Annotated in this window: 18 protein-coding genes; 15 read left to right on the top strand and 3 right to left on the bottom strand. The window is 58.9% G+C overall.

The window, feature by feature from the left end; genetic code table 11:
* The first annotated feature begins 16 nt into the window (after positions 1-16).
* The 9 genes from AC6HU3_RS08135 to AC6HU3_RS08175 all read left to right on the top strand — a co-directional run bounded on the left by AC6HU3_RS08135 (position 17) and on the right by AC6HU3_RS08175 (position 10,879).
* Positions 17-1,534, top strand: coding sequence for an FG-GAP repeat domain-containing protein (locus AC6HU3_RS08135; RefSeq protein ID WP_497473276.1), 1,518 nt, complete (start codon positions 17-19; stop codon positions 1,532-1,534).
* 190 nt (positions 1,535-1,724) lie between these two features.
* Positions 1,725-2,543, top strand: a complete 819-nt coding sequence (gene map / locus AC6HU3_RS08140; RefSeq protein ID WP_497473277.1) for a type I methionyl aminopeptidase — start codon at positions 1,725-1,727, stop codon at positions 2,541-2,543.
* Entirely contained in the window at positions 2,521-2,832 is a 312-nt protein-coding gene (locus AC6HU3_RS08145; protein WP_497473278.1) for an SCP2 sterol-binding domain-containing protein, read from the top strand. Before map ends, AC6HU3_RS08145 begins: the two co-directional genes overlap by 23 nt.
* 120 nt (positions 2,833-2,952) lie before the next feature.
* The gene (locus AC6HU3_RS08150) at positions 2,953-3,123 is read left to right on the top strand and encodes an IS3 family transposase (protein ID WP_497536305.1); all 171 of its coding nucleotides are present in this window, start codon (positions 2,953-2,955) and stop codon (positions 3,121-3,123) included.
* Positions 3,124-3,325: 202 nt separating this feature from the next.
* The gene (locus AC6HU3_RS08155) at positions 3,326-4,159 is read left to right on the top strand and encodes an IS1595 family transposase (RefSeq protein WP_497472928.1); all 834 of its coding nucleotides are present in this window, start codon (positions 3,326-3,328) and stop codon (positions 4,157-4,159) included.
* A gap of 82 nt (positions 4,160-4,241) precedes the next feature.
* Positions 4,242-5,246, top strand: coding sequence for a YncE family protein (locus tag AC6HU3_RS08160; RefSeq protein ID WP_497473279.1), 1,005 nt, complete (start codon positions 4,242-4,244; stop codon positions 5,244-5,246).
* Between the two features lie 148 nt (positions 5,247-5,394).
* Positions 5,395-6,468, top strand: coding sequence for a transposase (locus AC6HU3_RS08165; protein ID WP_497473280.1), 1,074 nt, complete (start codon positions 5,395-5,397; stop codon positions 6,466-6,468).
* A 224-nt stretch (positions 6,469-6,692) separates the two neighbouring features.
* Complete coding sequence (locus AC6HU3_RS08170; RefSeq protein ID WP_497473281.1) at positions 6,693-9,839, top strand: hypothetical protein; 3,147 nt, start codon at positions 6,693-6,695, stop codon at positions 9,837-9,839.
* A 23-nt stretch (positions 9,840-9,862) separates the two neighbouring features.
* Entirely contained in the window at positions 9,863-10,879 is a 1,017-nt protein-coding gene (locus AC6HU3_RS08175; RefSeq protein WP_497473282.1) for a WD40/YVTN/BNR-like repeat-containing protein, read from the top strand.
* A 125-nt stretch (positions 10,880-11,004) separates the two neighbouring features.
* Here the strand turns inward: AC6HU3_RS08175 and AC6HU3_RS08180 are convergent, their stop codons facing one another.
* Entirely contained in the window at positions 11,005-11,748 is a 744-nt protein-coding gene (locus AC6HU3_RS08180) for an SDR family oxidoreductase (protein WP_497473283.1), read from the bottom strand.
* Between the two features lie 188 nt (positions 11,749-11,936).
* On the opposite strand from AC6HU3_RS08180, the gene AC6HU3_RS08185 reads away from it, so the two are divergent.
* Both AC6HU3_RS08185 and AC6HU3_RS08190 read left to right on the top strand, forming a co-directional pair.
* A complete protein-coding gene (locus tag AC6HU3_RS08185) occupies positions 11,937-12,266 on the top strand; it encodes a nucleotidyltransferase domain-containing protein (RefSeq protein ID WP_497473284.1) in 330 nt (109 codons plus the stop codon).
* Positions 12,263-12,667: a HEPN domain-containing protein gene (locus AC6HU3_RS08190; protein WP_497473285.1), complete on the top strand. Its 405-nt coding sequence runs from the start codon at positions 12,263-12,265 to the stop codon at positions 12,665-12,667. The genes AC6HU3_RS08185 and AC6HU3_RS08190 overlap by 4 nt, the downstream gene beginning before the upstream one ends.
* 93 nt (positions 12,668-12,760) lie before the next feature.
* On the opposite strand, the gene AC6HU3_RS08195 is transcribed toward AC6HU3_RS08190, so the two are convergent.
* A complete protein-coding gene (locus AC6HU3_RS08195) occupies positions 12,761-13,438 on the bottom strand; it encodes a DUF4276 family protein (RefSeq protein ID WP_497473286.1) in 678 nt (225 codons plus the stop codon).
* Positions 13,435-14,544, bottom strand: a complete 1,110-nt coding sequence (locus tag AC6HU3_RS08200) for an AAA family ATPase (RefSeq protein WP_497473287.1) — start codon at positions 14,542-14,544, stop codon at positions 13,435-13,437. The genes AC6HU3_RS08195 and AC6HU3_RS08200 overlap by 4 nt, the downstream gene beginning before the upstream one ends.
* 174 nt (positions 14,545-14,718) lie before the next feature.
* On the opposite strand from AC6HU3_RS08200, the gene AC6HU3_RS08205 reads away from it, so the two are divergent.
* From AC6HU3_RS08205 to AC6HU3_RS08220, 4 genes are all read left to right on the top strand, one after another.
* Complete coding sequence (locus AC6HU3_RS08205) at positions 14,719-16,314, top strand: acyl-CoA mutase large subunit family protein (protein ID WP_497473288.1); 1,596 nt, start codon at positions 14,719-14,721, stop codon at positions 16,312-16,314.
* 5 nt (positions 16,315-16,319) lie between these two features.
* Positions 16,320-16,760, top strand: coding sequence for a hypothetical protein (locus AC6HU3_RS08210; RefSeq protein WP_497473289.1), 441 nt, complete (start codon positions 16,320-16,322; stop codon positions 16,758-16,760).
* A 13-nt stretch (positions 16,761-16,773) separates the two neighbouring features.
* Positions 16,774-18,255: a helicase HerA-like domain-containing protein gene (locus AC6HU3_RS08215; protein WP_497473290.1), complete on the top strand. Its 1,482-nt coding sequence runs from the start codon at positions 16,774-16,776 to the stop codon at positions 18,253-18,255.
* A 154-nt stretch (positions 18,256-18,409) separates the two neighbouring features.
* Entirely contained in the window at positions 18,410-20,569 is a 2,160-nt protein-coding gene (locus AC6HU3_RS08220; RefSeq protein WP_497473291.1) for an LVIVD repeat-containing protein, read from the top strand.
* Positions 20,570-20,577 lie beyond the last annotated feature (8 nt).

Here is a 20,577-nt window from a genome sequence, read left to right on the forward strand (position 1 = left end):
CCGGAAGGAGCGTGCCATGCTGCTTGTGTTGTTTCTGGCCCAGCCTCTGCTTCCCCCGGTGGATGCGGCCCACAACGGGTGGTGGATGACCCACCGGGGGAGTCTGGGGTTGACGGGGGTTCAAACGGCACCCGGGGAGGACCTCCGTCAGGTGGCCGTGGCCTTTCGGGATACGTTTGGAACTGGAGAGGGACTGGTGGAGGCTCTGGTGGGGGACATCAACGGAGATGGTCAAAATGAGCTGGTGGTGATGCATCACGAAGAGATCTACGCGGTGAATGTGCCTGCGAACACCCTTCTCTGGCGCTTCTCTCCGCCGGACTCTGCGCGTTTTGGTGGATATTGCCACTACAACACTCCTTCCCTGGGAGACGTGGACGGGGATGGGGTGCTGGAGGTGGTGGCGGGAGAAGACTCCAGCCGGGTGTGGATTCTGGACGGGCGGGATGGGCGGGTGGACCACATGATCCGGCTGCCGGTGTTTGACCCCATTCCCGAGGCCTGCCCCCGGAGTCCGCTGTATGCGGTGGATCTGGAAGGGGATGGCACACCATGCATCCTGGTCGCCGGTCAAAGCCCCGGAGGAAGCGCCTGGTTGTATCACATCCACCCGTGCTTTGCTCCGGGCTGCTCGGACACCACCGTATGGACGCACAAGTCTTACACCTACCGTGTGTTTGCCCCCTTCGCCGATCTCAACGGGGACGGACCAAAAGAGGCGCTTCTCTGGTCCCGAAATGACCAGCTCCTTATCGCCATGCAGGCCACCGGAGACACGCTGTGGAGCCGGATGCCGTTTGGTGGGGACAGTATCCTGACCCCCGCTGCCATCGTCGACTGGGATGGGGACAGCGTTCCTGATGTGATCGCAGGGGGAAGCGCCGGGTTTCTTATTGGTCACACCTATGTGCTGGATGGTCCCACAGGAAACCTCAAGGAGGATTTTGTTCTGTGTGCAAGTGCGGCCTATGCGGATGTCAATCGGGATGGCCGTCTGGAGATGCCCTGCTGGGTGGGGTTCAAAACCGTCCGGCTGGTGGATGACACGGGTGGGCTCATCTGGGAGCGAACATTGCCGGAATCGGAATACATCGTGGGCCGGTTGCTGGTGGGCGATTTTTCACCGGATTCGGGCCTGGAGATCTTTGTCTGCACCACGAACAACCAGTATCTTTTGAGTGCTTGGGGGGACATTCTGTGGGGTCTTCCATACAGTGGAGCGGGGTCGTGCCATGCCAGCGCCGGGGATGTGGACAACGACGGAAAATCGGAGATCGTGATGAGCAGTTCGGCAGGGGTGTGGGTTCTGGACCGCCCCACCGACGTGGAGGAAACCCGTCCCGAACCCGGAAACGATCATGGTTTTCGCCTGATTCCGGGAGGGTTCGCGTTGCGTCAACCCTATCCCGTAGTGGTCTATGACCTGACAGGCCGGAAAGTTTTTTCGGGGAAAACCCGCACGCTCCGACTTCTGCCTGGCGGGTATGTGGTGAGCCTGCCGGAGACAACCATCAAGATGGTGGTGGGGAAATAAAATTCCAAAAACAGGAAGTGAACCATGTTGAACCCATACCGTAAAAAGGTCGAAGAAGCTGTGGAAAAGGCCCGCGAACAATTGCAAATCTGCCTTTTCCCTATCAAGGAAAGGCCATCCTGCGGGTGAAGTCCAGGAGGGTGTGAGGTCCTGAAAGGTCGCGGGAAGGGGTGTATCATGAACGCATCCCATGACTCGCTCTGCATTGATCCGGTTGAAAACACCCGAGGAAATCGCCCGTATACGCCGGGCCGGTGCGGTGGTGGCGGAGGTGCTCCGCCGGGTACGCCGGTGGCTCAAACCCGGCATCGCCACCGCCGACCTGGATGCCCGCATTGAGGCCTTCATCCGGGAGCGGGGCGGCATTCCTGTCTTCAAGGGCTATCACGGCTATCCCGCCGCAAGCTGCATTTCCATCAACGAGGAAGTGGTTCACGGCATCCCCCGAAAAGACCGGAAAATCCGGAAAGGGGACCTGGTGAAGGTGGATGTGGGGGTGAAGCTGGACGGATACATCGCGGACGGGGCCTGGACCTTTGCGGTGGGAAAGGTGTCTCCTGTGGCCCGGAAACTCATGAAAGTCACCCGCAAGGCCCTTGAGGCCGGAATCCAGGCAGCGCGGGTGGGGAACCGGGTGGGCGACGTGTCCCATGCGGTGGAACGGGTGATCCGGGAACACGGCTTCTATCCCATCATGGAACTCCAGGGGCATGGGGTGGGCGTGGAGCTTCATGAAAAACCGGATGTGCCCAATTACGGGCGTCCGGGCACGGGTCCCCTTCTTCAGGAGGGGATGGTGATCGCCATCGAGCCCATGGTGAGTGTGGGCACCGAGCACGTGTTTTTTGCCCGGGACGGCTGGACGGCCATCACCGTGGACCGGTCGCTCGCCGCCCACTATGAACACACCGTGGCTGTGGGACCGGAAGGCGGCATGGTGCTCACCCGTCCGATGGATGAGAGGGAACCAAACCGGGAGGAGAAGAATGACGGTGGAAGAGGTGTTTGAAAAAATTCCGGAGAAGGTGCGGGAAAACCGGGAAGCATTTGAAGGGATCTCCGGGAATTTTCGTTTTGTGGTGGGGGAAGATGCCTATTGCGTGAAACTCCCCGAAGGCGAGGTCGTGAAAGGCTGCGAGGGAGGTGACGTCACGGTCACCCTCACGCCGGAGAATTTTCTTGCCCTCGTTCAGGGGAAACTCAACCCGGTGACCGCCTATATGATGGGTAAAATCCGGGTGTCCGGCCGGATGAACCTGGCCATGCAGCTGGCCAACGTGCTGAAAGCCCTCGCATAAAAACGCTTCGTGAAATTTCGGAAGAATTTCACCGGCCGAAGGAAAAAACCATGGTGGTATTCAAGAGAGGTCGATGTGGCCCGGTCAACCTGATATCCTTCCCTGAAAATACGACAAATCCTGAACCCCACCGCAGGATACCGGACCATCCACCGGCAATTGCTGGATCGAGGTATCCAGATTTCTTTGAAAAGGGTGTATCGGATCGATCGGAAACTGGGACTTGCTCTTCCACGGAACAGGAAAGCAGGGAGAAAACCGAAGGATAGCTCACGGGCCCGTACCCTCTGAGGGAAGAGAATGCTGTAATGCAGAGAAGAAAGAAGCTGGTGCGCTCACGTTTGGAAGACCTGATCGTCCTTTGCTTTTTCGGGATCCCCTGAACGGTATCGCAGAACGGCACGGATGAATTCACGCATGGCGGTTTTTTCGATAGGTGATTGATTAAACGGGTCCATTAGTGTATACTAAAAGGCAACAGAAGAGGGAAACGATGGACCTGGTTCAATTAAGCAAGATTGCATCGGACGAAAAGAAGGCGGAAGCGTTTTTACGGGAGAAAGGAATTCTCAAGACGTTTCGCACGTGTCCGTACTGCGGGAGCGACAAGGTGAAGCGTGCGCGGAGGAAATCGTATAAGTGCTATGGATGTAAGCGGGAATGGGGGGTGAGGAAGGGGAGTGTGCTGGAGCGATCCGGTGTGAAATATGGCCAGTTTTTGCTGGCGTTGAAAATGTTTGAGCTGGAGATTCCTGTCTTGCGTGCGTCGAAAGAGTTGGGGCTTGCGTACAACACGGTGAGGCGTTTGTACATGCTTTTTCGCAAGAAGATTGTGGAAGAGGCGACGAAAGACGATCTTTTGTGGGGGGAGATTGAGATGGATGAGAGTTACTTTGGAGGTCGGAGGAAGGGCAAGAGAGGGAGGGGGGCGGAAGGGAAGATTCCGGTGTTTGGGATTCTGGAGCGTGGTGGGAAGGTGAAAGTGGAGGTGGTGAAGGATGTGAAGGCAGAAACGTTGTTAAGGGAGGCGATTCGGAAGGTGAAAAGGGGAAGTCTGGTGTACACGGATCAGTTCAAAGGCTATGACAGCCTGGTGATGTACGGATTTCGTCATGAGCGAATCGACCATGGGAAGCGTTTTAAGAACGGGAAGGTGTATATCAACGGGATTGAGGGTTTCTGGAGTTATGCGAAGGAACGGCTGATGCAGTTTCATGGGTTATCATCTCGGTGGTTTCCGTATTATTTGAAAGAACTGGAGTATCGATACAATCATCGTGATGAGGATCTTTATGAGTTATTTCTGGAGCTCCTGAGGGTGGAATAGATTGATGAATCACCTTTCGATAAGGCGTAGGGGGTAGATGTTGCCCCGGCTTATTTTATGCTCGCGGGAGGACCGCTGAACCATGAAGCCCTTTCGCTTCCTGGCGATGGTGGGGGGACTGTTCGTCTTTTCCTGCATCGAAAAGGTGGAGACACCCTCCGGACCCGGGGAATTCCTTCGGCCAGAAGGAAACACCGTTCTCTTCGTGCTCAACACCCTCTCCGAAGACCTTTCTCTCGTGGATGTGGACGGGGATTCCCTCCTGGCCCATCCCTGGGCGAGGGCGGGACTGTGGACCAACCGGATGGCCTGGGATTCCCTGTACAGCAGGCTCTGGGTTGTGAACTCCGGCGACAACGGCCTCCAGGTGTTCTGGCTGGATTCTGCCCGTGTGGACACCGTGTCCCTGGGCGAGGGGCGAAACCCCTATGACCTGGCCCTCTCCACCCGCTATCGCCGGGCCTATGTCACCAACTGGCTCACCCACACCCTTTCCGTGGTGGACCTGGACAGCCTGCGGGTGGTGGACGAGGTGGGGGTGTGTTTCAATCCCCAGGGGGTCACGGTGGTGGGGGACCGGGTGTTCGTCGCATGTGTGGACTTCCTCCACAACTACGCCGGAGGCGGCATCCTGGCCCTGGATGCCCTGACGCTGGATTCCCTGTGGTTTCGCTCCTTAGTCACCAATCCCCAGGCAGTGGTGGTGGATGCCGAAGGGGATCTCTATGCGGTGGCCACCGGCGATTACAGCAGCGTGGAAGGACGTCTGTATCGCCTGGACCTCTCAGGAAACGTTCGGGATACGGCGTTTCTCGGAGGTGCGCCAGGAAATCTGTCCCTTGCGGACGGCGTGCTGGTGATCACCGGATTTTCCGGTGGGGTGGTGCTGTGGGATGCCTTTCGGGAAGAAGAAATCCGCCGGTTTCAGGTGAGCAACGTGGCAGACGGTGTGCTGGTGGGCGGGAAACTCTACCTTGCCCTCTTTGACCGGGATCAGGTGGTGGTGATGGACACCTCCTCCGGAACCGTTCTTCGCACCTTCTCCGTGGGCGACGGTCCCGTGGACCTCCTGGTGGTTCCTTTCTGAAACCCCACCTGACCTCCGGACAAGAGTTCGGACAGGGGTGAAAGGGAGGTGGGGATCCTCCGGGGGAAAGCTGTATACTTTCCCTTCTGAAGGAGAAACAACGAAAAGGAGGATCCCCATGAGGAAGTTTATACCCCTGAAGTCGTTCATGCAAGTTCTTTTTCCGGATCCTCGCTTTGCAGAACGAGCAACGGAAATCGGATATGCTCTCCTGGACGCCCGGTCACTGCGGATCTCTTCCATGGCTCGCAAGATGAAAGGCGTTTCTGAAAGCGCCGCGTATAAGCGTATCCAGCGCTTCCTCGAACATTTTAATCCCCATGAAACCCTCTGGAGGCTTTTCCCCGAAACCGCTCCCTTCGTGATCGCTGACGTCACCGAAATCGAAAGACCCCAGGCCCGCAAGACAGAATACGTCGGAACCCTGAAAGATGGCAAAACCCGCGGCTTCTGGCTCCTCGTTCTCGCCGCCCCTCTGCGAGGACGCGCCATCCCCTTTGCCATGACCACCTTCTCCTCAAAAACCCTCAAAGATACGGGAAGCTCACGAAATGCCGTCCACATCCAGACGCTTCTTTCCTGGAAGGAGCTCATTGGAAATCGTCCCCTTGTGATGGACCGGGAATTCAGCTATACGACTCTCCTGCGCCATCTGCGGGAAGCGGGGATGAATTTCGTGATCCGCTTGAGAATGGGATCCCGTCCTCCGGTTTTTCTGGACGCCGAGGGACGAAAGGTCCATCTCACATGTCCTGTTGGAGAAAAAGTGGTCTTTCGGGGGCTGCGATACCGTGGGGAAGTGGAGGTCAACGTTATCGGGGTGTGGGAGTGGGGCCAGAAGGAACCCCTGTGGCTGATGACCACACTGGAGCCTGAAGAAGCGCTGCGGTTGTACCGCAGGCGGATGGAGATTGAGGAATCGTTCCGGGACATGAAAAGCCTGCTGGGGTTGGGAGATGTGATGAGCAAGAAACAAGCGGTGATGGAAAAGCTGGTAGGATTTATGCTCCTGGTCTACGGCATTGTGCTGCTTCTTGGAGGAGAGGTGCGTCAGGAACTTCTCCGTCGTACAGGCTCTGCAAGATGGAAACGCTTCTCCGGGCCTTTTGTCCTGCTTGAGAAGAAATGGCGATTGCCACCCAAAGAATGGAGATCCTTGATTCAACGTGTCCACCACACGTTCATCCAATCCCTCTTCCCGGGTGTCCGAACTCATGGGTGAACTTCAGAAACCCCACATCTTGACACGGCGGGGTGGATCCTGTATGGTGAACAGGTACCATGCAGGAGGTGGGGGGTGGGGGAAAAGCTTATTGCGATTCTCTCACGCTTTCGAAGACCGCGTCTCACAGGTCCCTTTCCCGCTTCGCTGTGCCCTTCCTTGATCTGTTCCCTTGCTTTCCGTTTGGGGTTGGGCCGTTCGGCCCGAAACAAGGAGGTTCCACCATGAAGCGATGGGGATCGGATGGGGCCCTGATCCTGGGGCTCCTGACCGGAATGCTCGCACCCCTCCGGCTCCATGCCGTGAACTACTGGGTTCATGAACCTGTCGACACCCTCCAGTCCATTGTGGATCCTTCCCTTGCACTGGACGAAAGGGACAACCCCCACATTGCCTATGTCCGCTCGGATTTCTTCACCGGAGAACTCAACTATGCTTATCGTTCGGGGGTGTCATGGATCGTGGAATTTGTGGACTCTGTGGGCTACAATGGGCGTGCTTCTTCGCTTGCCCTGGATGCCAGCGGTCATCCCCACATCAGTTATTACGAGAGCATCAACGCGGCTCTCAAATACGCGTATCGGTCAGGGGGAACCTGGTTCGTGGAATTTGTGGACACCGCCGGCGTGACGGGATACGCCTCTTCCATCGCAGTGGACGCGAACGGCGATCCCCATATTGCGTATTATGACTTCACGAACGGGGATCTCAAATACGCGCACAAGGAAGGGGGCGCATGGATTGTGGAGACCGTGGACACGGCGGGGGACGTGGGCCGTGCGCTCTCCCTCGCTCTGGATGCCATGGGAAATCCTCACATCGCCTATTACGATCTCACCAACGGGGACCTGAAGTATGCGGTCAAAACCCCGGGATGGCAGATTGAAACGGTGGACACGGCCGGAGACGTGGGACAGGACGTTTCCCTGGCCCTGGATGCCCGCGGTGTCCCCCACATTGCCTATTACAATGTGAGCGACGGCGATCTGAAATATGCCTACAAAGCGGGAGGGACCTGGCAGATCGTCACACTGGATACCACGGGTGTCGTAGGATGGACGCCATCCCTTGCCCTGGATGCCGGCGGCGATCCCCACATCACGTATTTCGATTACACCAATGGAGACCTGAAATATGCCCACAGATCCGGAGGGGTCTGGACCTTTGAACGGGTGAACGTCCCCGGGACGGCGGGTGAGTACTCTTCCCTTGCCCTGGACGCCATGGGCAATCCTCACATTGCGTACCCCTGGAGTTCCGGTGGCCTCGAATATTCCACCACGGCCATCCGACTCCTTTCCCCCAACGGCGGGGAGGTCTGGCATCCCGGAGAAACCCGGACCGTCCGGTGGGTGGGGGCCGGCCCCGTGGATATCTATTTCTCTCCCGATGGGTTCAACTATCAGATCCTGGCCCGTCAGGTCTCCGGTGGTGCCTTTTCCCTCACGGTTCCCGGCGTTCTCACCGAGGGTGCGTTCATCAAAATCCGGAGAGATTCCTTGCCTTCCAGCGAAGACGTGAGCGATGGGCCCTTCAGCATCCGCAAGGCCATCCCCACCGGCGCCTTTCACAAAGAGACTGTGGATACGGCGGGTGATGTGGGGATTTACAACGCCATTGCCATGGATGCCCGGGGAACGCCACACATTGCATATGCGGACAACGGACGCAACGACCTTCTTTACGCCCAAAAAACGGGCAGCACCTGGTTGACCGTCAGGGTGGACACCACCGGCCTGGTTGGGGACGAGTGCGACCTTGTCCTGGATGCAGGGGGACATGCGCACATCAGTTATTTTGACGTCACCAACGGCAATCTGAAATATGCACGTCAGGTCTCCGGAACCTGGCAGATCGAGGCCGTGGATACGGCCGGAAATGTGGGGGGGCACACCTCCATCGCCCTGGACGCAGGAGGCAACCCCCACATCAGTTACCGTGACCACACCGGCGGAAACCTCAAATACGCCCATAAATCGGGAGGGACCTGGCAGATTGAGACCGTGGATACGAGCGGAGATGTGGGCTGGTTTTCTTCCCTGGCGCTGGATGCGGACGGTAACCCTCATATTGCCTATTACGATAACACCGGCCAGGATCTCAAATACGCCCGCAAATCGGGAGGGACCTGGCAGATTGAGACCGTGGATGGCGTGGGAAATGTGGGGCAATATGCCTCCCTTGCCCTGGACGGACAGGGCCGTCCTCATATCGCCTATTACGATTACACCAGCGGCGATCTCAAATATGCTCGCAAGGTGGGAGGCGGATGGCTGGTGGAAACCGTGGATCAGGGGGGCGATGTGGGAAGGTACGCTTCCCTTGCCCTGGATTCCAATGGAGACCCCCATATCACCTATTACGATTTGACCAACGACGACCTCAAATACGCCCGCAGATCGGGGGACACCTGGATGATCGTGACCCTGGACAGCCAGGGAGATGTGGGCCGGGGCACGTCCATTGCGGTGGATGCGCTGGGCAACCCCCATATCGCCTATTATGACTTCACCAACGGAGACCTCAAATACGCCAGCACCGCCCTGACTCTTTTCAGCCCGGTGGGTGGGGAAACCTGGACGGTGGGAGCCGGGGCCACCCTCCGGTGGGGGGGTCCCCGAAACGTGGACGTGTATCTTTCGCTCCAGGGAGGAGACGCCTGGCAGCCCCTCTTTCAGGATATTGCCGGGACGCTGAACGGAGATCGGTGGGAATACACCTTCCAGGTTCCTCATCTTCCCACTCACTACGCCCGGGTTAAAATCGTTTATGCCGGTTATGACCCCACTCAACCCCTCTATACTGCTGTTTCGGACAGCTTTTTCAGCATCAAGGCGACCGTGGTGCTCCTCCAGTTCAACGCCGAAGTGAAGCAGGACAGCCGGATCCGGCTTGTGTGGTCCTCCCGCCCCGGCCCGGAGGATCTCGCAGGCTTTCACGTGTATCGCCTGCGGACCGATGGGACCGAAGAACGCCTGACGGAGACCCCCATCCGGGATACGGTGTTTGAGGATCAGGCCGTTCCTTCCCTTGCAGGATACGCCCTGGGTGCCGTTAACGGACTGGGACAGGAAGTCCGGGTTGGAGAAATCCCGGTGGTGATCACGCCCCTGGGCCTTCGGATGCAGGCCGATGGCCGAACCACCCTCCATTTCTTCGTTCCCAACCTTCAGCCGGGGATGCCCGTGCCCGTCCGTATCCTCCTTCTGGATGTCTCTGGCCGAAGAATCCAGACGCTGGTGGAAGGCACCTATGCGCCGGGTCTTCACACCCTCCGGGTTAACCTGAGGGCTCTCCCCCGGGGGTCCTATTTCCTCTGGATGGACGCCGGGGGATATCGCCGGCGGGCTCGGTTTGTTCAGGTCCGGTGAGGCCCCCGGGCGGGAGGAATGTGATGAGAACCTTCGTCTGGATCGGGGTGCTCGTCCATCCCCTGTGGGCCTATCTGGATCTGGTGACGGTCACGGGGGAAATCTGGCGCACCACGGACGGTTCCACCTGGAGCCGTCTTGCCCAGATGGGCTATACCCATCCGGTGGGGTATGTCACCGGCAGCCCCTCCTTTCTTCTCACACGTGATGGGGTTCTGCTTTCCTCTTCGGATCAGGGAGCCACCTGGGTGGTGCGCAAACACTACACGTTTTCAGACGGCGTCGCGCTGGTCCGTGATCAGGGGAGCGGGAAATTCCTGGCACTCACCCGCTCCGGAGCAGTCTATCGGGGGGATTCTGCCACAGGCCTAACGCCCGTGGGGCGCCTCCCTGCCAGCGATTGCGTGGACCTTGGGGTGAAAGGTGGCCTTCCGTCCCTCCTTTTCGCGCTGACGGCCTCGGGAGATGTGTACCGATCGTCCGATCTCGGTGCAACCTGGCAGCTTGTTGGAAACACCGGAACGCCTTCCGCACAGGCCATGACCGTGAGGCAGGATACCCTTCTCGTGCTCACCTATGCGGGAGACGTGTTTCGCTCTGTGGACACGGGGAAAACCTGGACGGGCTGGAAAGTGCTGTCCCAGGTGGGCGCAGTGGACCTTCACGATGATGGAGCCGGTGGGCTGTTTGCCGTTCTTGAGACGGGGGAGCTGGCGAAATATGATGGAAATACCGGCACATGGACATGGCTATCCACGCCTTCCCAGATGGGCGTGGTTCTTCTCACCACAGGAGGGGTGGCCACCTTTGAAGATGAAAGCGCATCCTCTCCAGAATCCGACCCGCGCATCCGGCTTTTCCCGGGAGGGGTGCTTCTGTCCGGTCTTCCGGAAGGACAACCCTTTCAGGTGGTGGATGGAGCAGGCCGTGAGGTGATGCGGGGTCGAACCCGGATCACCCTTGTGATCCCTCTGTCGGAACCGGGGATTTTCTTTTTCCGGATGGCAGACCGCACGATTCCTCTGGTGGGTATTCGGTGAAGAAGAGAAAAGATCCGAAGGGGCGGGGCGTTCGCCCCGCCCCTGGAATTTCAGTGGAACGATAGCCCAGAAGAATATCTCCTGCCGTACTTCCACAGTCTAATCGTGTGCCAAACTGCCAATCCTCACCTCCCCCCGTCCACGGGGATTTCGCGGGCGGTGATGTAGGTGTTGCGGGCCAGCAGAAAGGTGATCACCTCGGCGATGTCGTCGGGTTCGCCGATCCGTTTCAGGGCCAGGCCCTGGCGGAGGTCTTTCTCCAGATCCTCCACCGACCGGTTCTGGAGGCGGGCCTGAGCCTCAAGCCACCCCTGAAGGCGCTCGGTCCGGATGTAGCCCGGTGCCACCGTGTTGATCAGAATCCCCTCCTCCCCCCACTCCCGGGCGGCAGTGAACAGGGCGTTGGTGAGGGCCGCCCGGAGGGCGCTGGACAGCGCCATCCCCGGAATGGGATCCCGAACCGTGAAGGACGTGATGGCCACCACCCGACCCGGGTGGGCTTGGGCAAGATAGGGCCGCAGCACCCGAAGAATCCGCAGAGGACCCACCACCATCACCTCAAACCACGTCCGCCAGACGTCGTCAGGGAGTTCCTCCAGCGGTCCCACGGGCGGTCCCCCGTGGTTGAGGAGAAGGGCGTGGACCACACCCCGTTCGGACGCCCACGTGGCGATCCGTTCGGCCGTTTCGGGATCTTCCACCCCTCCGGAAAGGACCTCCACCGTGATCCCCTCCTCCCGCAGACGCCGGGCTGCATCCTCCGGATGGCGACTCACCAGGAGGAGTGCATGCCTCTCCTCGCCGAGTTTCCGGGCCACGGCAAAGCCCATGCCTTTCGATGCACCGAGAAGCACGGCAAACCGTTCCATGATGTCCTCCGTGGGATCAGATACCCTTCAGTGTACGCGGTTTTCATCGAACGGGCAAGGTCCAGATACGTGGATTTGACACGCTTTTTCCTCTGCGGTATACTCCATATGGATAGCCCCATCCAGAAACCGAAACTGATGCAAAACGGAGGCATGGTTGCAAAATGAGGGCGTTGACACAACGGGAGATGGCGGAGATCCGGAAGCAAATCAAAGAAGTCATTGAACATGTCGTTGAGGCCCATCAATTATCGCTGCTTCAGGTCATACTTTTTGGATCCCGCGCTGAGGGGCGGGCAACCTCCGAGAGTGACTGGGATATGATGGTGATTCTGAAAGAATCACTGGACCCACGGGAGAGGAAAACATTGTGGCTTGAAATCCACAAAAATCTGCACAGGATCCTGCCCGGCCATTCGTTTGATCTGTTCATCAAATCCAGATCCGAATATGAGGCTGAAAAACACGTTGTCAACACGATGGCGAATGAAGCGCAGGAAAATGGGGTGGCCCTGTGAGTGAGAAGAACAGCGTGGTCCGACGATGGGTTCAGAAGGCGGAATCGGATCTGAAAACGGCAAACATACTGATGGAGGCAGGGGATGCTCCCACCGAAGCGATATGTTTCCATGCGCAACAGGCGGTTGAAAAGTTTCTCAAAGCCTATCTCACGTTTGTCGAGGTCAGAGCGGGCAGGACCCATGACATTGCAAGCCTCCTTGAGAAATGCATTGAAAAAGACAGAGATTTTGAGCACCTTGACAGAGATGCACTGGAAGAACTTACGTTTTATGCCGTGGGGATAAGATACCCCGAGAGTCTTTATGTTCCCTCAGTGGATGAAGCCCGGGAAGCTGTCAGCCTTGCTGAAGAGGTGAGGGATTTTGTGTTGAAAAAATTGGAAGGGGTCATTTCCTGAGGGGAGAGTGGACTCCCGGGCCCTCCTGACCGAGTTTCCGGGCCACGGCAAAACCCATGCCCTTCGTCACGCCGAGAAGCACGGCAAAACGATTTACGCGGATTTCTCCTCGCATAACTTTTCCAGTCGCTCCAGCCAGGTGTTGAAATGGGGACATCGGCTTCGAAGCGTCGGTATGCCAATCCGCTGGACGACCCGTGGACCATGCAATGCTTTACGGTATTCCGGGAAATGTTTTAGAATCCGGGCCGCGGGGTGGGTCTGGTGTCCTTCGTTTATTTCTTCGGGCGGAAGTTCAGCGATGTCCTGTTCCAGCCGAGAAAGACTGTTCGCATGCTGAGGGAATACCTGGGCCAGATGATGGGGTTCCACCAATACAAATGCTTCGAATTCGTGCAGGACCAGAAACGGAAGGAAACGAGGGTTTCCAATGTCTTGTTGAAAGGCCTGTTCCAGATGTTGTACCCGCTGATATGGTGTTCCTTGGGGAAGGGTGCCTTTCCCCGGGAAATCATCGGGGAGGCCATAAACGTCAATCATGGTGGTCACGCGGACTGCGCTGGTATCTTTGAGGAGTCGGAGGATGTCCCTTTTAACCTGCTGGTAAGAATTGATCCCCCCTTTGAAGGTTTGCCCGCTTTTCGTCCGTTTGGTCCGGGCCAGCGTAGGGACTAAATGTATATGGCATCGTTGCCAGAAATAAGGAGCCAGCACATCTCGGACAAATGTCTCTTCGGTTTGCCCTTCCACATAGATCAGAATTTTCTTCACAGCGAGGGACGGCCACCGAAAACGTTTTTCTCCCACAGGTCACCCAGTCCGTAATCGTCCAGCCACGAGGCGATTTCCTTTTCAGAAAGGCGGCGGAGGATGGTTTTGCCTTCCACGCGATCGACAACCAGGATATCTTCCGGTTGAAACTGGTTGACCAGCGTGACAGACTGGGTAGCCAGAATCACCTGTCTATGTGTGGAGACGCTTTTGATCATTTCAGCCAGCAGGGCAATGGCATAGGGATGAAGACCGAGCTCGGGTTCGTCAAGCACAATGGTTGCAGGGAGACGGTCCCGTGGCTGCAGAAAGAGTGTGGCCAGGCAGATAAAGCGCAGGGTCCCGTCAGAAAGAGCATGGGGTCCGAAAAGCATGTCTGCTCCCCGTTCTCTCCACTCCAGACGGATCTTTTCGGGATTGAACGGTGAGGGACGAAGGACGAAATCGCCGAAAAAGGGGGCGGCCATGCGAACCGTTTCCACGATATTCCAGTAGTGGTCTTCGTGGGTTTCCCGCAACATATACAGATAGGCGGCCAGATTGGAGGCATCCGGGCGCAGGAAGAGGTTGTCGTGAATGTCACCGGTTTGCTTCACCTTTGCAGATGGGCTGGTGTCGTGAAAGTGATAAACTTCCCATGAGTTCAGCGCGTGAAATACATAATACGCCACACCGTCTTCGTGTTTCCATTTCGGCATTTCGGTTTCCCGATGAACATAAGGAGCCTCGCGGCTAATATACGGGCGGTCGTATTGTTTTCGATCGTGGAAATAGACCGCTTCGTATTCAAAGATCAGGAGATCATCGGAGGTGGGAACAAGGGTGGCCTCATAACCGTTGGCCAGGTGATCCTGCCGGGAAAACCAGAGTTCAATATGCAGGCGGTCTGTTGTTTTTCGGCCGTAATGCAGCAGTTGATCCGCCCCCCCAGCCTGAGCCACGAAAAGCTGCATTTCCTGGTTGACAACCCGGCGCATGAAAGAAAAAATGCTGATCAGATTGGATTTCCCCGACCCATTGGCTCCAATCAATACGTTGATGGGGCGGAGGTCGATGTCCGCCGCTTCGATAGATTTGTAGCCTTGGAGGATGACACGCTCTAACATTCCCCCTCTCCTTCACTCTGGCTCGTTCTGGGTGCTCCTGGATACCGTTGCGCTTCGCCTTTACTGCTTTACTGTTTTACTGTTTTAATTATGGGGACGGAGTGTCAGATTGTCAAAGTGTTCTTTCACGTGTGGACCTGTACAATTTTCAAAAAAACATAGGGGAGGATGGGGATGAGCCGGAAACCTGAGGAGCGGACCACCCTCTCGGGGATTCCTCTCAAGGTCTTTTATCGCCCGGAAGACATCCAGGACCTGGACTATGACCGGGACCTGAACGATCCCGGCAGGCCACCCTACACCCGCGGCGTGTATCCCACCATGTACCGCGGCCGGTTGTGGACCATGCGCCAGTACGCGGGGTTCGGCACCGCCGAGGAAACCAACGCCCGCTTCCGCTATCTCCTCTCCCAGGGTCAGACGGGCCTGTCCGTTGCCTTTGATCTTCCCACCCAGCTCGGGTATGACCCGGATCATCCCATGGCCGAGGAGGAGGTGGGGAAGGTGGGGGTTTCGGTGTGGAGCGTGGAGGCCATGGAACGGGTGATGAAGGAGATCCCCCTGGATCAGGTCTCCACCTCCATGACCATCAACGCCACCGCCCCCATCCTCCTTGCCTTTTATCTCGTGGTGGCCGAACGGCGGGGGATTCCCTGGGATCATCTGCGGGGAACCGTCCAGAACGATATTCTGAAGGAGTTTGCCGCCCGGGGGAACTACATCTATCCCGTCCGGCCCTCCATGCGCCTGGTGGGGGACCTGATCGAGTTTGCCGCAGAGCACGTCCCCCAGTGGTATCCCATCTCCATTTCGGGGTATCATTACCGGGAGGCCGGTGCCACGGCCGTCCAGGAACTTGCCTTCACCCTGGCCGACGGCATCGCCTATGTGGAGGAGGTGCGCCGGAGGGGCCTGGACGTGGACGCCTTCGCTTCCCGTCTTTCCTTCTTCTTCGCAGCCCACAACAACTTCTTTGAGGAGATCGCCAAGTTCCGGGCGGCCCGGAAGCTCTGGGCCCGGATCATGCAGGAACGCTTTGGTTCAAAAGACCCCAAATCCTGGCGTCTGCGGTTTCATACCCAGACGGCGGGCTCCACCCTCACCGCCCAGGAACCCCTGAACAACCTGATCCGGGTGGCCTATCAGGCCCTGGCCGCGGTGCTGGGAGGTACCCAGTCCCTCCACACCAACGCCTATGACGAAGCCCTGGCCCTCCCCACGCCGGAATCCGCCCGGCTGGCCCTCCGGACCCAGCAGATCCTGGCCTATGAGACGGGTGTTCCCGATGTGGCGGATCCCCTGGCCGGGAGTTACTTCGTGGAGTGGATCACCCGGGAGATGGAGAAGCGGGTGGAGGAGAAGCTCCGGGAGATTGACGCGATGGGCGGGGCGGTGGCGTGTGTGGAAGCCCGGATCTTCCAGCAGGAGATTGAAGAATCGGCCTTCCGGGCCCAGGAAATGGTGGACCGGGGGGAACTGGTGGTGGTGGGGGTGAACCGGTTCGCGGACCCGGAGGCCACAGAACAGGATGTGCCGATTTTTGAAGTATCCGAAGAAATTGCCCGAAAGGAGGGGGAGGCGGTGCGGGCTTTCCGAAGAAAACGGTCGCAGGAACGGGTTCAGAAGGCGCTGGACGGCCTGAAGAAAGCCGCGTCCCGGGAGAATGAGAACCTGATGCCCCATATTCTCGAGGCGGTGCGAGCCCACGCCACCCTGGGGGAAATCTCCGACGCCCTCCGGGAGGTGTGGGGCACCTTTGATGAAGGATAGGCCCTGTGCTCACGATCCTTGCCTGGGTTCTGTCTTTCTTCCGTCAGTTTCGGGGATATCTGGCCCTCATTGTGCTTGCCCTGACGTTTGCCGTGGTGTATGTCTGGATGAACGCCCGGGTGGTCCCCCGGCTCCGGACGGATCCCCCGACCTCCCCGGTTGAGAAAACGGCCTCTCCCGATCCGCTGGCCCGGGTCCTGGAGGACGCGGTTCGAGAGGTTCGGGCGTTTTCCTTCCTGTTCGGGGAGTTTCCCGCACTCAAGCCCAATCCCTGTGAGGGGCGATGTGCGTTCCGGGGACATGCGCCGGATGCCTGGGTGGCCTTTCGCCTTCCCCCGGAAGTGAAGATGATCCTCCAGCCGGTTCACTGCCCTTCGGGGGAGGGCGTGCGCGTCCGGGTGGAGCGAGATGGGCGGGCGGTGGAACGTGTGCTGTGCGGATGGTAAGAGGAGGTGCAGGATGGACGCTGAGGGGATTTTGATCGGGAAAAACGGCCGGCAGGTGAAGCTGAATCTCCGGTATGCCAACCGTCACGGACTCATCACCGGAGCCACGGGAACGGGCAAGACCGTGACCATGCAGGTGCTGGCGGAGGGATTTTCCCGCGCCGGGGTTCCGGTGGTGATGAGCGACGTGAAGGGGGACCTCACGGGGATGGCCTTCCCGGGGAAACCCCATCCGGAAGTGGACCGGCGGGTTCGCCACATCGGGATCCAGGACTTTCGCTTTGAGGGGAATCCGGTGATCTACTGGGACGTTCTGGGCGAGGACGGCCATCCGGTTCGGGCAACCCTGACGGACATGGGACCGCTGCTCCTGTCCCGCCTTCTGGACCTCAACGACACCCAGACGGGGGTGCTGGAGATCGCCTTTGCCCTTGCGGACGATGAGGGACTTCTCCTGCTGGATCTCAAGGACCTCCGGGCCCTCCTGGGCTATATGAGGGAGGAACGGAAAGCGCTGGAGGAGACGTATGGCCTCATTCATCCTTCTTCGGTTGCGGCCATCCAGCGCCGGCTTCTGGGGCTTGAGCGGGCAGGGGGAGACCGGTTCTTCGGGGAACCGGCCCTGGATATCCGGGACTGGCTGGAGGTTCTTCCGGACGGGAGAGGCCCCATCCATCTCCTGGTGGCCCGGCGTCTTCTGGAAAATCCCCGGGTGTATGGGGCTTTCCTTCTCTGGCTTCTTTCGGAATTGTTTGAGGAGCTTCCCGAGGTGGGAGACACGGACCGCCCCCGTCTGGTGTTTTTCTTCGACGAGGCTCACCTTCTCTTCAAGGATGCGCCCCGCGTCCTTCTTGAGAAGGTGGTGCAGGTGGTGAAACTCGTGCGGTCCCGGGGTGTGGGTCTGTTCTTCGTGACCCAGCATCCCCAGGACCTTCCCGAAGAGGTGCTGGCGCAGCTCGGAAACCGGGTTCAGCATGCCCTGCGGGCCTATACCCCCAAGGAGCGGAGGGCGGTGCGGGCCGCCGCCCGGGCGTTCCGGGACAACCCGGATCTCCCGGATCTTGAGGAGGTGATCACCCAGCTGGGCGTGGGGGAGGCGCTGGTTTCGCTTCTTGAAGAAGGAGGCGTTCCAGGAAAGGTGGAGCGGGTGCTGGTCGCCCCGCCCCGGTCCCGGATCGGTCCGGCGACACCGGAGGAGATGAAGGACGTCCTCCGGAAAAGCCCCTTCCGGGGGAAATACGACACGCCGGTGGACCGGGAATCCGCCTATGAGCGGCTTCAGGTCCGGGTACGCCGAACCCCGCCGGTGGAAGCAGCGCCGTCCCGACGCACCGTTCGGCGTTCATCTTCACGGCGCAGGACCTCGTCCCGGCGCCGGGGGAGGAGACGCCAAAGCGTGGGAGAGGCCTTTCTCAAAAGCGTGGCCCGGAGCATCGGCTATTCCCTGGGGCGGACGATTGCCCGGGGAATCCTGGGATCCCTTTCCCGGCGGTAATCCCCACCCCGGGATTTGCATTTTGCAATTCCTTCTGCGTTCTGCAAGGCGTTCCCCGGAGGGTGTGTGCGTGGGATGGGGACATGGGGTCCCTCCCGGATCTGGCAATGGTTTTGCAGAATCCGGTGGCAGGGCGTAACACAGGAGGGAACCCATGACACGCGCCATTCTGATGCTGGTTCTTGTGGGGAGTCTGGGAGGGGTGGGGCTGGAGGAACTGCCGGGGTGGCCTTTTGAGGGGAGCAGGTTCACCCGGGCGGAAGACACCCTGCGGGATCTGATCTTTGCAGGGTTTGGGGGCGGTGTGGTGATCGGGCGTATCCGTTCAGCAGATACGAGTTTTGAGGTCATTTCGGATCGGATCCGGGCGAGAGGGCTGGTGGTGGATCTGTCGTATGATCCCGTGGGACAGAAACTTGCCCTGGCGGTGGTACCGGGGCAGGTGGAAATCTGGGATGTGTCAGACCCGGCGATGCCGGTCCGGATCCAGGTTCTGGATGTGGGGCCATGCTTCCGCCCGGGATGGATCCTGAACTGGGGTGGTGTGGCCCTGGGAGCGGGATGGGTGCTTGTGGCCTGTGGGGAGCGGGGGCTTCTGGGCGTGGAGCCGGTGCCCTTCACACGTCCGGTGGTTCTGCTTGAAGGGACGTTCTGGGATGTGAACCGGTGGGGGGAGAACAATGTTCTGGTGGTTGGAGATTCGGGACTTGTGGTGCTGGATGTGACCCGATGGCGGAATCCGGAATGGGTGGGTTTTGCGAATGCGGGTGGTCAGCGGATTGTGTCGGGAGACACATGGGTCGCTGTGGCGGACTGGACGCGTTATCGCACGTGGGGGGTGGATCTGGGGGATCCAACGCATCCCCGGGTGTCGTGCGATTTTCACCAGGGGACCTATGATCTGGGTCCTTATACCGTTGCGGGGGGTGTGTGGTCCGACAGCGTGTTCTGGACGTCGGGCCGGGACTGGGTTCGGGGGTTTGTGTGCAGGGATACCGCGCAGCTTGTGGAGGGGCTTGCCCTCCCCGACAGTTCACAGGGATTGCCCAGAATGATGGCGCGTTCCGGGGAGGGAATGGCCATATTTGGATCCCCGCAGTTTCGTGCCCCGTATGTTTATTCCCTGCCTTATCCCCTCTGGGTTCCGCCTTCCCGGGATACGGTGGTGTGGCTGAAGGGCTATCGTCTTCCAGGCTATGCCTTCCGGGTGGACCGGGTGGGACGGTGGTATGCCCTTGCCGGCGAAGGCGGAGGAGTTCGGGTGTTCCGGGAAGAAAATGGAGAACTGGTGGAAGTCCCCACGCCGGATGTGTATCCTGTGGATGAGGTGGTGTGGGTGGATTCCACCCTGCTGCTTGCTTCGGCGGTATGGAGCGTGGGCAAGACATGGGTTTTGCAATGGACCGGTGCGGGATTCGAAGTGGTCTCCACCTTACCGCGAGCTTGCCGGTGGATGGTGGGCGTGGGGGATGGTCAGCATGTGGTGTGTGAAGGCCCTTATGAGAACCCACTCATGTGGTTTTATCTTGTAAACGTCCAAGATCCCCTTCAACCGGTGGTGGAGGACAGCATGATGGATGGGTTTCTGTGGGGGGATATGAAGCGGGTGGTACACGGAAACGAGGTGTGGATCTATCTGCCGGACGGGCGATTTGATCCTTTCGACATGGGCGGTTCCCGGGAGACGTTTCAGGTCTGGATTGGAGCATCTGGGTTCACGTTTGGAAACGGGTGGTTTATTACAGGTCCCGAGATCCCCTACGAGGTGTTTGTGTACCCCATGGACACCTCCGGCGTTCCGGAGGGAACGCCTTACGTGATTTTCAACATTCCACCCAGTTACTCTGACATTCTCCCCTGGGATATGGAACTCGTGGGATCCCTTCTGTTTCTCCCCTGTGGGGGGGCATCGCGCTCTCCGTGGGGATTGTGTGCCTATGATCTTTCCGGGCTGCCCGATCCACCAAGGATGCTGGATCAGGAGATCGGAGATTACTTCCTGGATCTGGATGCTTATGGGGATACGCTGATCATGGCGGGGGTGGGGTTACGCCGGTTCCGGGTTTCCGGAGTGGATGTGGAGGAGCGCCGAGGTTCCGGTTCGTCCATCCGTCTCCTGCCTGTGCCGGGCGGGCTGCGGGCGGAGGGTCCTGCGGGGACCTGGATGGAGGTGGTGGACGGCCTGGGCCGGCGGGTGAAGCGGGTGCGGCTTTCGGAGAGCGGTGGGAAGGTGGTTCTTCTTCCCAGGGGAGTCTATGGCGTCCGGATGCACACTCCCCGGGGATGGGTGACCCGGAAAATCCTCGTTCCGTGAGGAAGCGC

It is taken from the genome of Caldifarcimen microaerophilum, from assembly GCF_055387105.1.